The sequence below is a fragment of the Spongiibacter pelagi genome, from assembly GCF_014705705.1.
GTDB classification, from domain to species: domain Bacteria; phylum Pseudomonadota; class Gammaproteobacteria; order Pseudomonadales; family Spongiibacteraceae; genus Spongiibacter; species Spongiibacter pelagi.
Genome location: NZ_JACXLD010000001.1, coordinates 41,258 through 54,331 on the forward strand (window position 1 = coordinate 41,258; position 13,074 = coordinate 54,331).

Here is a 13,074-nt window from a genome sequence, read left to right on the forward strand (position 1 = left end):
CTAGTCCGAGCGCATCAGCTCATCTCAGGCTATAATGCGCGGTCACTTTTTCAAAGGGATCAAGAGGGTCACTATGCCACAATTTCAAACTGCCTTGCTGATACTGCTGGTCAGCCTATTGTGTGGCTGCGGACAAACCGGCCCACTTGTATTACCAGACGAAAACCCGAACGCCCAATCGAGCACAACGAAGTAAACCATGGAAAATTTTCAATACCGCAACGGCGAGCTGTTTGCCGAAAACGTCTCCCTGCAATCCATTGCCGAAACCTACGGCACGCCCTGTTATGTGTATTCTCGCGCCCATTTTGAAGCGCGCTTTTCTGAGTACACCAACGCCCTGTCTGGCTGCGAGCATTTAGTGTGCTATGCGGTAAAAGCCAATTCGAATATTGCGGTATTGAATGTACTAGCCAAGCTCGGCGCCGGTTTTGATATTGTGTCTGTAGGTGAACTAGAGCGCGTTCTGGCCGCCGGCGGCCAAGCGAATCGAGTGGTATTTTCTGGCGTAGGCAAAACCCCAGAAGAAATTGCTCGCGCACTGGAAGTGGGCATTTACTGTTTTAATGTGGAATCAGAAGCCGAGCTAGAGCGCATCAATAATGTGGCCGGCAAGCTGGGCAAGGTCGCGCCGATTTCCGTGCGCGTAAATCCCGATGTAGACGCACAAACCCATCCCTATATTTCCACCGGTTTGAAAGACAATAAATTCGGTATTGATATTGCCCGCGCCCCGGAAGTGTATGCCCGCGCCAATGGCCTGCCGAATATTTCTGTGCAGGGTGTGGATTGCCATATCGGTTCACAACTGACCGACACCACACCGTTCCTCGATGCGCTGGATCGAGTTTTGACCTTGGTGGATGAGCTGGCCGGTCGCGGCATCAACATTCACCATCTCGATCTCGGTGGCGGCCTTGGGGTTCGCTACAAAGATGAAACACCGCCATCCACCGCCGATTATATTGCTCAAGTTCGCGCCCGCTTAGGTGACCGCAAGCTCAAACTCATGTTTGAGCCGGGTCGCTCTATTGCCGCCAACGCCGGTGTACTACTGACCAAGGTGGAATTTCTGAAACTGAATGAGCACAAGAATTTTGCGCTTATTGATGCCGCCATGAACGATATGATTCGCCCCGCCCTGTATAGCTCGTGGATGAATCTAATTCCGCTGCGCCCCCACCAAAATACTGAGAGCCGCCGCTACGATGTGGTAGGCCCGGTTTGCGAAACCGGCGACTTTCTGGCCAAAGATCGCGAACTTTGTATTGAAGAAGGCGACTATCTCGCCCTTTGTTCCGCTGGCGCCTATGGATTTACCATGAGTTCCAATTACAATAGCCGAGGACGCGCAGCAGAAGTCATGGTCGACGGCGAAACGCCACACCTGATTCGTGCCCGCGAAACTGTCGCCGACTTGATGCGTGGTGAAGCTCTGTTACCTGATTAACAGATCACAGCACAACCATAACGCCCGCATCACAACATGCACCACCGGCGAGGTGCACAACAGGATTTGTGATGCAGCTACGTTTTACCAAGATGCATGGCCTGGGCAACGACTTTGTGGTGGTCGATTTGATCACCCAGCGTTTCAGGCTTAAGCCCCACCATATTCGTCGCCTTGCCGACCGCCATTTCGGCATAGGTTGCGACCAAGTGCTGACGGTGGAAATTCCCACCCAGCCCGATGTCGATTTCCGCTACCGAATTTACAATGCTGAAGGCAGTGAAGTTGAGCAATGCGGCAATGGCGCGCGTTGCTTTGCCCGTTTTGTGCGCGACAAACGCCTGACCGGCAAACAGAAAATCAAAGTGGAAACCCTTGCTGGCATTATCGAACTGGAGCTGACGCCCAATCGCCATGTGCGGGTGGATATGGGCGAGCCGATCCTCGACCCCAAGCGCATTCCGTTTACCGCTGACCAACAAGCGCAAACCTATGCGCTGGAAGCGGATGGCCAGCAACTGCAAGTCGGCGCGGTTTCCATGGGCAATCCCCATGTGGTGCTCAATGTAGAAGACACCACTAGCGCACCGGTAGACCATCTCGGCGCTATTCTGGAGAGCCATCCGCGCTTTCCCCAGCGGGTAAATGTGGGTTTTATGCAGGTGCTCGATCGCCAGCATATCCGCCTGCGGGTATTTGAACGCGGTGTGGGTGAAACCCTCGCCTGTGGCACTGGCGCTTGCGCGGCCGTGGTTGCCGGAATTACCCAAGGCAAGCTCGATGAAACCGTGAGTGTTAAATTACCCGGCGGCGAGCTGGAAATTCACTGGGCTGGACCCGGCAATGCCGTGATTATGACCGGGCCGGCGGCCACGGTGTTTGAAGGCCAAATACAAATATAAATAGGACGCCACTATGGAAACCGTAGACGCGAATAAAGACAACCTGCCGAGCGAGGCCGAAGTTCAGCGCTATTTGCGCAACCATCCCGGCTTTTTTCTGCAGAACGAAGATATTCTCGCTGACCTGAAATTGGCCCACCAATCCGGCAAAGCCGTCAGCCTGCTTGAACGCCAAGTGGAAGTTCTGCGCGATCGCAACAAGGATATGCGCAACCGACTGAGCAGCCTGCTCGACAATGCCCAGCACAACGATATTTTGTTTGAGCGCAGCAAATCCCTGATTCTGTCGATTATCGAAGCCAAGCGTGCCGAAGAACTCAGCCAAGTGCTGTGTCGCAAACTAGTTAACGACTTTGACAATATCGACTACGCCAGCTTGATTGTTTTTGCCGATCCCAAACAAATTGGCAGCAGCCAACTCAAAGTGGTTAGCCCTGAGCGCGCGCGTGAAAAACTGGGTAATTTACTGCGCTCTGGCAAAGGCGTTTGCGGCGTATTGCGGGCCGATGAACTGAGCTTTTTATTTGGCGAACACGCTGGGCATGTTGGCTCCGCCGCATTGATGCCGGTACGCGCAGGTAATATCGACGGCGTACTCGCAGTGGCGAGCAAAAATCCCGCTCACTTTAAATCCAGCATGGGCACCATGTTTTTGGAATATATTGTCGAAGTGATTAATCGCTGCCTGCCAAAAACCCTGCGGGTCATTGGCTGATAATTTCAGCGCCGCCCGCCGGCCAAAATCGCAAACGCAGCAATGAATCAGTTTGAACGCGCCCGCTCGCGCGGCGCCGGTGCTGCAATCCGCGCATAGCCATCTTCCGGCAAATCCAACAGCGCAACTTTATTGAATAACTGATAAGCCGCGGTGTGCTCAGTCAGCGCATCCGCCGCGAGCAAAATGGCCGCTGCCGTCCATGTTGGGCGCTCATCGGGCCACAGCAAATCTTCAACAAACTGATAACCGGTCCAGTATTCGCCGCGCTCACCCCGCCACTGATGCAACCAGCTATACACCATCACCGCACGGGCATGATCCCCCGCCGCCAACAAAGCCATGGTCAACTCGCAGGATTCCGCCACGGTTACCCAAGGCTCGTCAGATACGCAGCGACACCCCATACCCTGTTCTACAAATTCACCCCAGCGTGCCTGCAAACGATCATGGGCTTTTTTGCCTGAAATCGCCCCACTTAAAACCGGGTAGAACCAATCCATAGAAAAGCGCTTTTTGCTTTCCCAGGTGCGGTCAAAGCGCTCGGGCTTATTGCGTAGCGCCTCGCCAAGTTTTTCCCGCGCATGACGCCAATGCAATTGTCGCTGGCCCAGCACCACCGAGATATTCCAAGCGCATTCCAGGCTTTTATAAATTGAAGAACAGCCGGTAATCAGCGCATCGACCATCGGCACGCCCTGCGCATCCACCGCCCAGTTGATCTCGCCGTGTTCGCTTTGTTGATAGAGCACAAACTCAATGGCGCGGCGCACGGTTGGCCAGATTTCCACAAGGAATTCACGGCGCTTGCTGATCAGGTAATGGTGCCAAACTCCGGTGGCAATATAGGCAACGAAATTCGTTTCCCGGCGCTCCCGATTGTCCACCTCACCATCGCGGTAGGCCGCCCACCAGCTACCATCTTCCAGTTGCGTATTTTTCAACCAGCGGTAGGCGTTTTCTGCAGCCGCAAATTCTCCGCCAATGCTGAGCCCCATGGCCGATTCCACATGATCCCAAGGGTCGGCATAACCACCGTCAAACCAGGGAATACTGCCATCGCTCTGCTGTGCCCGAAGCAAGAACTCCACCGTTGGGCGAAAAAATTCTTCCGGGTAGAGGCCCTTACTGAGGAACAGACCACTCATAGCTGCTCCCCTTTGCGAAAGTACATCACCACGGATTTACCCATAACCGGATTCAGTGCCGCTTCCATACCGCGGGTTAGCAAGGGCCGATCCAACAGATCCCACACTAAAAAGCGGTGGTAGGCCTTCACCAGCGGATTGTCGTCCTGCTTTTCCCAGAACAAACATTTCAGCCACCAGTACGGTGAATGCAAGGCGTGCGCCCAATGGCGGCGGTAAAACTTAAAGCCCAAACCTTGAATCTGCTTACGCAGTTTGGCGGCTTTGAAAATGCGTAAATGGCCGCCTTCAACCTCGTGATATTCGCGGCTTAATGCCCAGCAAATTTGCTCTGGCCATGCGCGCGGCACACTGGCGCAAAACAGGCCGCCGGGCTTCAGAATTCGCTCGATCTCAACCAGTACCGCGCGGTAATCCGGAATATGCTCCAACACCTCAGAGCAAATCACTTTGTCGAAGCTATTATCGGCAAAGGGCAGGTTCAGGGCATCGGCATTGGCCAAGCCAAAACTGCGGCGGGTATCGTCGTTATCAATAAAGTCACTGGCGCGCTGCTGAGCGGTTTGCAAATCCTTCAAGCAGAGATCTACACCCACCACATCGACTTCGCCTTCCACATAGGCCGAAATCACATGGCGGCCTTCCCCGCAGCCCAAATCCAAGACACGATCACCGGCTTCCAGCTGAAAGTGTTTGAAATCAACCGTCTTCATACCAGCACCTCCCGTGGAGATACCGCAGCATCCGCAACCAATTCCGTAGCCGCCTCATTGCGCTCGCCCAGCTTTAATACCCGGCGATAAAACTGCTCCATTTCCCCGGCTGCCTTGGCCCAGCAAAATTCAGTTTCCATGCGCTCGCGTCCCGCTTGCTCCAGAGTTTTGCGCAGCTCGGCATCATCCAGCAGGCGACGAATCTGCGCCGCCAGCGCTGCACTGTCACGCACCGGCACTTGCAAGGCCGCATCGCCAAACACCTCGGGAAGTGCACCGCCATTGGTAGACACCAGCGCAGTACCACAGGCCATGGCCTCGCCTGCCGGCAGGCCAAAACCTTCATACACCGAGGGCACAACGGCCACTTCCGCCTCGTTGTAATAGCGCACCATCTCTTCGGTGCTAATGCCCGAAACAAAGCGCACCGCATCCACCAAACCCAAACGTTGCAGTTGCTGCTCGGTCACGCCACCCGGCTGGGTTTTGCCCACCACTAATAATTCCAGATTCGGATAATCCGGACGCAGTGAAGCCATGGCATCCAGTAAATAAGACATGCCCTTTAACGGCTGATCCGCCGACACCGTTGCCATAAGACGCTGGGGAATTTTTTTAACGTCTGCCAGCGGGACAAATTCGTTTGTTTCAATACCGCAGTAGACCAAGGAAATTGCCGAGGGCTGAATGCCAAAGGCTTTGGCAATATCTTGGCGCGAACATTCCGACACCGTAACTACATGGTGTAATTGTCGCGCCACCTCGCGCTGCATATTAATAAACCCGTGCCAGCGGCGAATCAGCAAACGCTCGTACCAATTCTTGGCGTCTTTCAGCGCGATTTTCAGGTCACTGGTAATGGGGTGGTGAATGGTCGTTACAAAGGGGAATCCCAGCTTTTGTAACTGCAACATGCCATAGCTCAAGCACTGGTTGTCGTGAATCACGTCGTAGTCACGGCCGTGCTTTTTCAAATACTTAACGACCCGGCGACCAAAGCAATAGGGCTCAGAGAAGGAGCCGGTCAATTTTCCAGTCCACTCAATAATATTGGTCAGCGAGCTAAGGTGGTGCGGACGGAGTGAGCCGAGGCCATTTTCGTACAGGTTCATGCCCGGCATCTTGATCAGGCGAACCCGCTCATCGAGATGTGGGTAAGGTTGGCCGGAAATCACATCGACCTCATGGCCAGCATCGACCAGCGCCTTACTCAGATACTTTAAATAGATGCCCTGCCCGCCACCAAAAGGGGCGCTGCGGTATCCGAGTAAACAGATTTTCAGCTTTGTTCCCGCCTGAGAAACAGGCAAACCAGAAGGGGCCAGAACCGAGTCTGGCAATGTTGCGGCCGTATTGTCCAAAAAATTATCCACCAAATATCGTTGTTATGTTTTAGCTGCCGCGTCTGTGGGTGACGTAGTAAATATATTCGCGTAATTGGCGGCGGATGATGTGATCCGGGCCGGGCGCGGCATGGTATGCGTAAACCTCTGGCGGGTTCTGCGCAGGCTAGCCCGATTCTAACCAGTTGAATTAGGCCAAGTCCACTGATTGCGGGGCTTTTGGGGTCACAGGAGCATTACGACTTGGTCATGTTACACTGCTGAAATGAATTTTTTTAATGCCCAAGGCCCCATGAAATACCGTTTATCCACCTCTAGCCGATTCTCGGCATTGCTCGCGCTCTTTCTGGCCGTGAGCGCATGCAGCTCTCAGCCCAAAACCACCACCAGCGCCGGCGAATTTGTCCCTCAGGTACGCAGTGGCGGCATTAAGTTGTTTTCCTATACCGAGAAAATGATTATGCCCAAGGTCGGCCCCATTCATCAGGTGGCTGATCCCCAAGCCGAGGCGGCGAGAAGAGCGAAATATTTGCCCGCCACCCAGCTACAGGCAGCTCAAATTCGCCTGAATCGGGATGAGCGCTTAAAAAGCTTTTGTCCTAACGGGTATACGGAAATCGAGAAATACGCGGTGCTGGATGAGATCGTCATCCGGGGAGAGTGCCAATATACTGAAGACCTAGCCGCCAAAAGCTCAGGAACCTCTGATTAATTACTGCGTTTGCAATCTCAGTCGTCGGCGCTGCTCGAAATGCTCATTTATTTGCATATAAACTCCGCTTTCTGCGCTGCGGCGACAACCAATCTTGCTGCACTCGCTACATTAATCAGAGGCTCCTTGGACACATACGCAAAAAAAAAGGCGAGCCAATCGGCCCGCCTTTAGATAGGTTTGCGTAAGAAAAAATCTTAGGCGACTGGCGACAACCACTCAGGGAATTGCTCGCGGCGACCTTTAACTTGATCAAAGTAGCGGGTTTGCAATTCCGTGGTGATGGGGCCACGCACGCCGCTGCCAATGGTGCGACCATCCAGCTCACGAATTGGCAATACTTCAGCGGCGGTACCGGTGAAGAATGCTTCGTCAGCCACATAGACTTCATCGCGGGTAATGCGCTTTTCAATCACCTCAACACCCAGCTCTGCAGCCAATTCAAAAATGGTGTTACGAGTAATGCCATCCAAGCAGCTAGTCAGTTCTGGCGTGTAGATTTTGCCATTGCGCACAATAAAGACGTTCTCGCCACTGCCCTCGGCCACATAGCCTTCTGGGTCTAGCATCAGCGCTTCTTCACAGCCACTATCCAATGCTTCACGCAGGGCCAGCATCGAGTTGATGTACTGGCCGTTGGCCTTGGCCTTAGTCATGGAGATATTAACGTGGTGACGCGTGTAAGAAGAGCAGCGTACCTTAATACCCTTGTCGCGGGCTTCAGGGCTCATATAGCTCGGCCAATCCCAAGCCGCGACAATAATGTGGGTACGCAGATTGTCTGCTCGCAGGCCCATGCCTTCGGAACCGAGGAATACCATCGGCCGCAGGTAGGCTTCTTCCAAATTATTTTCCCGCACCACCGCACATTGCGCCGCATTGATGGCGTCTTTGTCGAAGGGCATTTTCATATTCATGATATGCGCGGAACGGAACAGGCGGTCGGTATGCTCCTGCAAGCGGAAAATACAGGTTCCGCGATCAGCAGTTTTGTAGGCGCGAACGCCTTCAAAAACACCCATGCCATAGTGCAGGGTGTGGGTCAGCACGTGCACTTGGGCTTCGCGCCAAGGCACCATTTCACCGTCAAACCAAATTAGGCCATCGCGATCAGCCATGGACATCATGCAATACTCCTCAAAGCGTAGTCAGGTCGAATCCCTACGGATTCGAGGTTTAGGCCGGTTCCTCAAGCATCAGCTGTTGCCAACACCGCTCAACGGCACCTCGCTCATCGGCCAACTGTGAATCGGCCACCTGACCACTTTGCTCCTGCAGACTCAATCGATGTGCCTGACTGCGGAAGGCCTTGTAGGCCTCAGTTAAGGTGTCAACGTCCTCGGCACTGAACAGGCCTTGCTGTTGCAGCGATTCAAGGATGCGGATATTGTCGGTATAGACTGACAGCGGCGGGTGCTGATGCGACCAAGCCAAAACGGCATATTGCACCATAAATTCGATGTCAACGATACCACCCTCACCCTGTTTCAAATCAAATTGCCGATTATTTTCATCCCGCTTGGTCTTTGGCAGCAATTGCGTGCGCATTTTGTCGCGCATTTGTACGACATCGGCCCGCAGCAGAGCTTCATCGCGGGATAAGCCTAAGATACTGCGGCGCAACTCGGTAAACTTCTCGGCCAGTACCTCGTCACCGGCGACCACGCGCGCCCGCACCAATGCCTGATGCTCCCAAGTCCACGCCTCTTTGTGCTGATATTCATCAAATGCGCGGAAAGAGCTGACCAACAGGCCGGAGTTACCCGAGGGACGCAGCCGCATATCAACTTCGTACAAGCTGCCCATGCGGGTTTGCGCGGTGAGGATATGAATAATGCGCTGACCCAAACGAGTCATAAATACCGCGCCATCGAGCGGGCGCTCACCATCGGTTTGGCAGTTGGGCGGCAGATCATGCACAAACACCATGTCCAGATCGGAGCCGTAACTCAGCTCGATACCGCCCATTTTACCGTAGCCGAGAATAATGAAATGGCGACGGGCATCGTGGATATCCGCGAAATTGCCGTGCTTGCTCACTAAATTCTGCCAGGCAATTTCCAGTACCGACTCCAGCACCACTTCAGCAATATTGGTGAGGTAATCGCTCACTTTCATCAGCGGCAAGGTGCCGCTAAGCTCTGCCGCCGCCACCCGCAACACATGCGCCAAGCGGAAATAGCGCAGCGCTTCCATTTGCGCCTCTAAATCATCTTGGTCGATACGCAATAGACGCTGGCGCAATTCACTGCGCAGGCCGTCTTTTTCCACCGCATGATAAAGCTGTTCCGTATTCAGTAATTCATCCAGCAGTACCGGATGGGCGCTGAGCTGCCGCGCCATCCACGGGCTGGTATCACACAGCGACACCAAGTGCTCCAATGCGTGGGGATTTTCCAGCAATAACACTAAATACGCCGTACGCCGCAACACGGCTTCAATCAGTGGAATCAGGCGAATCAAGGTTTCTGTGGGCTGCTCGGCACTGGAAAGCGCCTCTAAAAAAAGCGGCATAAAATCGTCCAGCCGCTCGCGACCGCTACTCTGCATGCGTTTTACTGCACCGCCGTCCATTAACAGAATCAGACGCCTTGCCGCTTCTTCCGCATTTTCAAAACCCGATTCCGCCAGCGCAGCGGTCAGTGTTTCCGGATTAAGCTCATCGAGCAGCAATTGCCAATGCTCACAGCGCTGCGAGGAAGGCGCACCGTCTTCATCTTCTGGCGGCGCAATAAAGTTCTCAAAATGATGGGTGACCCGCTGGCGATGCTCAGCCAAACACTGCTCAAAACCTTCGATATTCGCTTCGCCATCGGCAAACACAAAGCCCATGGCAAAGGCCAGCGCCACTCTAGCCTCATTGGATTGAGGCAACTGCTGGGTTTGCTCTTCTCGCCAAGCCTGAATGCCGTGCTCCACATCGCGCAAAAAACGGTAGGCCTGATGCAATTCATCCACGGCCTGCGCGGGCAGATACTGCCCATCTCGCAATGTACCTAAAATCGATTTCAATTCCCGGGCTTGCAGATCAGGTTCCTGCCCACCGCGAATTAATTGGAAACACTGGGCGATAAATTCGATTTCCCGAATTCCGCCCGCGCCCAATTTAACGTTGTCATGAAGATTGCGCCGGGCCACTTCACGCTGAATCATGGCTTTCATATCACGCAGGGATTCAATAGCCGAAAAGTCCAGATAACGCCGGTACACAAAGGGCCGCAGATCGCGCATTAACTCCGCCCCAGCAATATCATCGCCGGCCATACAGCGAGCCTTGATCAAAGCGTAACGCTCCCAATCCCGCCCCTGATCCTGGTAGTACTCCATCAAGGCATCAAAGCTAACCACAAGCGGGCCACTCTGACCGTAGGGGCGCAAGCGCATATCCACGCGAAATACAAAGCCGTCTGCCGTGCGCGCATCCAGACTTTTAATCAGGCGCTGCCCCAAACGGATAAAAAATTGTTGGTTATCAACACTGCGCGGCCCGCCCTGAGTGCTGCCCGACTCGGGATAAGCAAAAATCAGATCGATATCCGAGGACAGGTTTAATTCGCCCGCGCCCAGCTTGCCCATACCAATCACCACCATGCGCTGCGGCACACCGGCTTTCGAATGGGGCTCGCCCCACTCAATACACATTTGCGCGTGATGAAAATCCAAGGCCTGCTGAACGCAAATATCGGCCAGCACCGAGAGGTCTTCGGTGGTTTGCTCCATTACCGCAAGCCGAGTCAGGTCACGCCAGACAATGCGCATCCAGTATTTAATGCGGAAACGGCGCAATTCCGCCGCCGCCTCATCGGCGTTTTGACAAACGGATAAGCCCGCACGCAACTCATCAGCAAGCTGCTCTTGTGGCACATCGCCAAGTAACCAGCCATTGCGATCCAATGTCGGCAAAAAATCCGGAAAGCGCTGGGCATAATCCAGCACGATGGCACTACAGGAAAAGGCTTTGAGAAGTTCACCGCGCCGGGGTGAGGCGAGCATGTCGCCGTACCACTGAGCATCAAAAGGCTCAGCTCGCTCCATTAAATGAGCCCAACGCACCTGTAAATCAGCTTGCAAGGCGAGGGGAATCTCCCCCGCCATAAATTCCAAAGCGGTCATATTATTATTCCGATACTGTGTCGTTAGCCGTTTTAGGCGCATTCACACTAAACGCAGGCGCAACTCGCATAACTTCAGCCAAATTTGTTTCACCCGCCGCCACTTTATAGGCTCCCGCCAAACGCAGGGTGCGCATACCGTTTTTCATGGCCAATAGCCGCAGTTGATCCAGCGGGACATCCTCGTGAATCGCCGCCTGTAATTCACCCTCAACGGTGAGAATTTCATAAATACCCTGCCGCCCTTGATAGCCGGTGTTACGGCATTCCAAACACCCCTGCGCCTGATGCACTTGTTTGGGCGGGCTTAATTTCCACGGTTTTACCAAGGCCTGCCAGGTATCGGCAAACTCGGCCTGCTCAGCCTCACTCATTGGCTGAACGGTTTTACAGTGCGGGCACAAATTGCGCACCAAGCGCTGCGCCATCACCCCAAGTACGGTAGCCCGCACTAAATACGCAGGCACACCCAATTCCAGCAGGCGGCTTATTGCCGAGGGCGCATCGTTAGTATGCAGCGTGGAAATGACTAAATGGCCGGTCAGCGCCGCCTGAATCGCCATTTCAGCGGTTTCCCGGTCGCGTATCTCACCGATCATAATAATGTCTGGGTCTTGGCGCAGCAGGGCGCGTACCCCGGAGGCAAAATCCAATTTGATATTGTTCTGCACCTGCATCTGATTGAAGGCGCCTTCCACCATTTCGATGGGGTCTTCAATGGTGCAAACATTCACCTCTGTGCTGGCGATTTGCTTGAGGCTGGAATACAGGGTGGTGGTTTTACCCGAGCCGGTGGGGCCGGTGACCAGCACAATGCCGTGAGGCGCACGAATCATCTGCTGCCAGCGAGCGAGATCATCGCCGCGCAGACCGAGCTGATCAAAGCTGCGCAGTAGAACCTCGGGGTCAAAAATCCGCATCACCATTTTTTCGCCAAAGGCGGTAGGCAAGGTGGAAAGACGCAGCTCTATTTCGTCGCCAACGGGATTTTTGGTTTTCAGGCGACCATCTTGCGGACGGCGCTTTTCAGCCACATCCATCCGCCCCAAAATTTTTAAACGGCTGACCACCGCCGCCAGTACCGAGGCCGGCATTTGGTACACGGTGTACAGCAGGCCATCAATCCGAAAACGAATATTGCCCTGATCGCGACGCGGCTCAATATGAATATCACTGGCGCGCTGGTCATAGGCGTATTGCAGCAGCCAATCGACAATGCCGACCACATGGCCGTCATTGGCGTCCAACTCGCCGCGCTTACTGATCTCTAGCAGTTGCTCCAGATTGGCTGCCGGCTTGGTGCTGCGATTCACCGTGCCACCCTCAGCCCCGCGCACCGATTTCGCAAGGCTGTAAAACTCCAAGGTATAGCGATCAATATCCTCTGGATCGGCCAATACCCGGCGGATGGGTTTCTTCAGCGCCTGCTCAAGCACCGAAACCCAACCATCGACAAAGGGCTCAGCGCACGCCACTACCACTTCGTTAGAATTCACTTCCAAGGCCAAAATCTGATGACTTTTAGCAAAGGCAAAAGACATTGCCCCAGAAACACTCGCCACATCAATTTTGAGTGGATCAATACGTTTCACCGCCATACCGGCATGGCCGCCCAGCCATGCCAATAGCGCGTCGACATCCAGCACACCGCCCGTCTGGCGGGCATCCGGCAAGTTCTGACTTGCCAGATAATTAATAGGGTGTTGACGCTTACCGGCCACCATCGGTGGATTTAGCCCCACACCGCGCCGCGCTTCCACACTGAACACGCCGTCCTGCTGGAGCTGTTTTACCAGCGGGATAATATCGAGACTTGCCTGCGGAAAAGCGTTCAAAATTGACCGTCCATTATTGTTAGACCCGAAGTTTGCCGTAACAAGAGCCTATGACAAGGTGATGACAAACAGGAAAATAAAGTCCAGTTTTTCCATACAATCCGGGTTGGTTGCATCTTATTTAGCAAACTATAATACCGGGCA

Annotated in this window: 11 protein-coding genes; 5 read left to right on the forward strand and 6 right to left on the reverse strand. The window is 54.0% G+C overall.

Annotation, left to right across the window (positions count from 1 at the left end; genetic code table 11):
- Positions 1-73: 73 nt before the first annotated feature.
- The 4 genes from lptM (at position 74) to IB286_RS00230 (ending at position 3,067) form a co-directional block, all read left to right on the forward strand.
- Positions 74-196 carry an LPS translocon maturation chaperone LptM gene (gene lptM / locus IB286_RS00215; protein WP_190761665.1) on the forward strand — a complete coding sequence of 41 codons (123 nt, stop codon included), beginning with the start codon at positions 74-76 and terminating at the stop codon, positions 194-196.
- 3 nt (positions 197-199) lie between these two features.
- Positions 200-1,450, forward strand: a complete 1,251-nt coding sequence (gene lysA / locus IB286_RS00220) for a diaminopimelate decarboxylase (RefSeq protein WP_190761666.1) — start codon at positions 200-202, stop codon at positions 1,448-1,450.
- A 71-nt stretch (positions 1,451-1,521) separates the two neighbouring features.
- Complete coding sequence (gene dapF, locus IB286_RS00225) at positions 1,522-2,352, forward strand: diaminopimelate epimerase (protein ID WP_190761667.1); 831 nt, start codon at positions 1,522-1,524, stop codon at positions 2,350-2,352.
- Positions 2,353-2,365: 13 nt separating this feature from the next.
- On the forward strand, positions 2,366-3,067 hold the full coding sequence (locus IB286_RS00230; protein WP_190761668.1) for a DUF484 family protein: 702 nt from the start codon (positions 2,366-2,368) through the stop codon (positions 3,065-3,067).
- Positions 3,068-3,114: 47 nt separating this feature from the next.
- On the opposite strand, the gene IB286_RS00235 is transcribed toward IB286_RS00230, so the two are convergent.
- Genes IB286_RS00235 through IB286_RS00245 form a run of 3 tightly spaced genes read right to left on the reverse strand, consistent with a single transcriptional unit; the run spans position 3,115 to position 6,268 of the window.
- Positions 3,115-4,215, reverse strand: coding sequence for a prenyltransferase/squalene oxidase repeat-containing protein (locus tag IB286_RS00235; RefSeq protein ID WP_223826026.1), 1,101 nt, complete (start codon positions 4,213-4,215; stop codon positions 3,115-3,117).
- Positions 4,212-4,928 (reverse strand): class I SAM-dependent methyltransferase, encoded by a 717-nt coding sequence (locus IB286_RS00240; RefSeq protein ID WP_190761669.1) that lies wholly within the window; start codon positions 4,926-4,928, stop codon positions 4,212-4,214. The genes IB286_RS00235 and IB286_RS00240 overlap by 4 nt, the downstream gene beginning before the upstream one ends.
- On the reverse strand, positions 4,925-6,268 hold the full coding sequence (locus tag IB286_RS00245) for a glycosyltransferase family 4 protein (RefSeq protein ID WP_223826073.1): 1,344 nt from the start codon (positions 6,266-6,268) through the stop codon (positions 4,925-4,927). The genes IB286_RS00240 and IB286_RS00245 overlap by 4 nt, the downstream gene beginning before the upstream one ends.
- A gap of 268 nt (positions 6,269-6,536) precedes the next feature.
- Between IB286_RS00245 and IB286_RS00250 the strand changes: the two genes are divergently transcribed.
- On the forward strand, positions 6,537-6,983 hold the full coding sequence (locus IB286_RS00250; protein WP_190761670.1) for a hypothetical protein: 447 nt from the start codon (positions 6,537-6,539) through the stop codon (positions 6,981-6,983).
- A 197-nt stretch (positions 6,984-7,180) separates the two neighbouring features.
- Here IB286_RS00250 and IB286_RS00255 read toward each other — a convergent pair whose 3' ends face one another.
- Genes IB286_RS00255 through IB286_RS00265 form a run of 3 tightly spaced genes read right to left on the reverse strand, consistent with a single transcriptional unit; the run spans position 7,181 to position 12,930 of the window.
- On the reverse strand, positions 7,181-8,107 hold the full coding sequence (locus IB286_RS00255) for a branched-chain amino acid transaminase (RefSeq protein ID WP_190762637.1): 927 nt from the start codon (positions 8,105-8,107) through the stop codon (positions 7,181-7,183).
- 52 nt (positions 8,108-8,159) lie between these two features.
- On the reverse strand, positions 8,160-11,096 hold the full coding sequence (glnE, locus tag IB286_RS00260) for a bifunctional [glutamate--ammonia ligase]-adenylyl-L-tyrosine phosphorylase/[glutamate--ammonia-ligase] adenylyltransferase (RefSeq protein WP_190761671.1): 2,937 nt from the start codon (positions 11,094-11,096) through the stop codon (positions 8,160-8,162).
- A gap of 4 nt (positions 11,097-11,100) precedes the next feature.
- Positions 11,101-12,930, reverse strand: a complete 1,830-nt coding sequence (locus IB286_RS00265) for a GspE/PulE family protein (protein WP_223826027.1) — start codon at positions 12,928-12,930, stop codon at positions 11,101-11,103.
- Positions 12,931-13,074 lie beyond the last annotated feature (144 nt).

Coding starts and splice junctions, on each gene's coding strand:
- lptM (WP_190761665.1), top strand. CDS start 74: ATGCCACAATTTCAAACTGCCTTGCTGATACTGCTGGTCAGCCTATTG.
- lysA (WP_190761666.1), top strand. CDS start 200: ATGGAAAATTTTCAATACCGCAACGGCGAGCTGTTTGCCGAAAACGTC.
- dapF (WP_190761667.1), top strand. CDS start 1,522: ATGCAGCTACGTTTTACCAAGATGCATGGCCTGGGCAACGACTTTGTG.
- IB286_RS00230 (WP_190761668.1), top strand. CDS start 2,366: ATGGAAACCGTAGACGCGAATAAAGACAACCTGCCGAGCGAGGCCGAA.
- IB286_RS00235 (WP_223826026.1), bottom strand. CDS start 4,215: ATGAGTGGTCTGTTCCTCAGTAAGGGCCTCTACCCGGAAGAATTTTTT.
- IB286_RS00240 (WP_190761669.1), bottom strand. CDS start 4,928: ATGAAGACGGTTGATTTCAAACACTTTCAGCTGGAAGCCGGTGATCGT.
- IB286_RS00250 (WP_190761670.1), top strand. CDS start 6,537: ATGAATTTTTTTAATGCCCAAGGCCCCATGAAATACCGTTTATCCACC.
- IB286_RS00255 (WP_190762637.1), bottom strand. CDS start 8,107: ATGTCCATGGCTGATCGCGATGGCCTAATTTGGTTTGACGGTGAAATG.
- glnE (WP_190761671.1), bottom strand. CDS start 11,096: ATGACCGCTTTGGAATTTATGGCGGGGGAGATTCCCCTCGCCTTGCAA.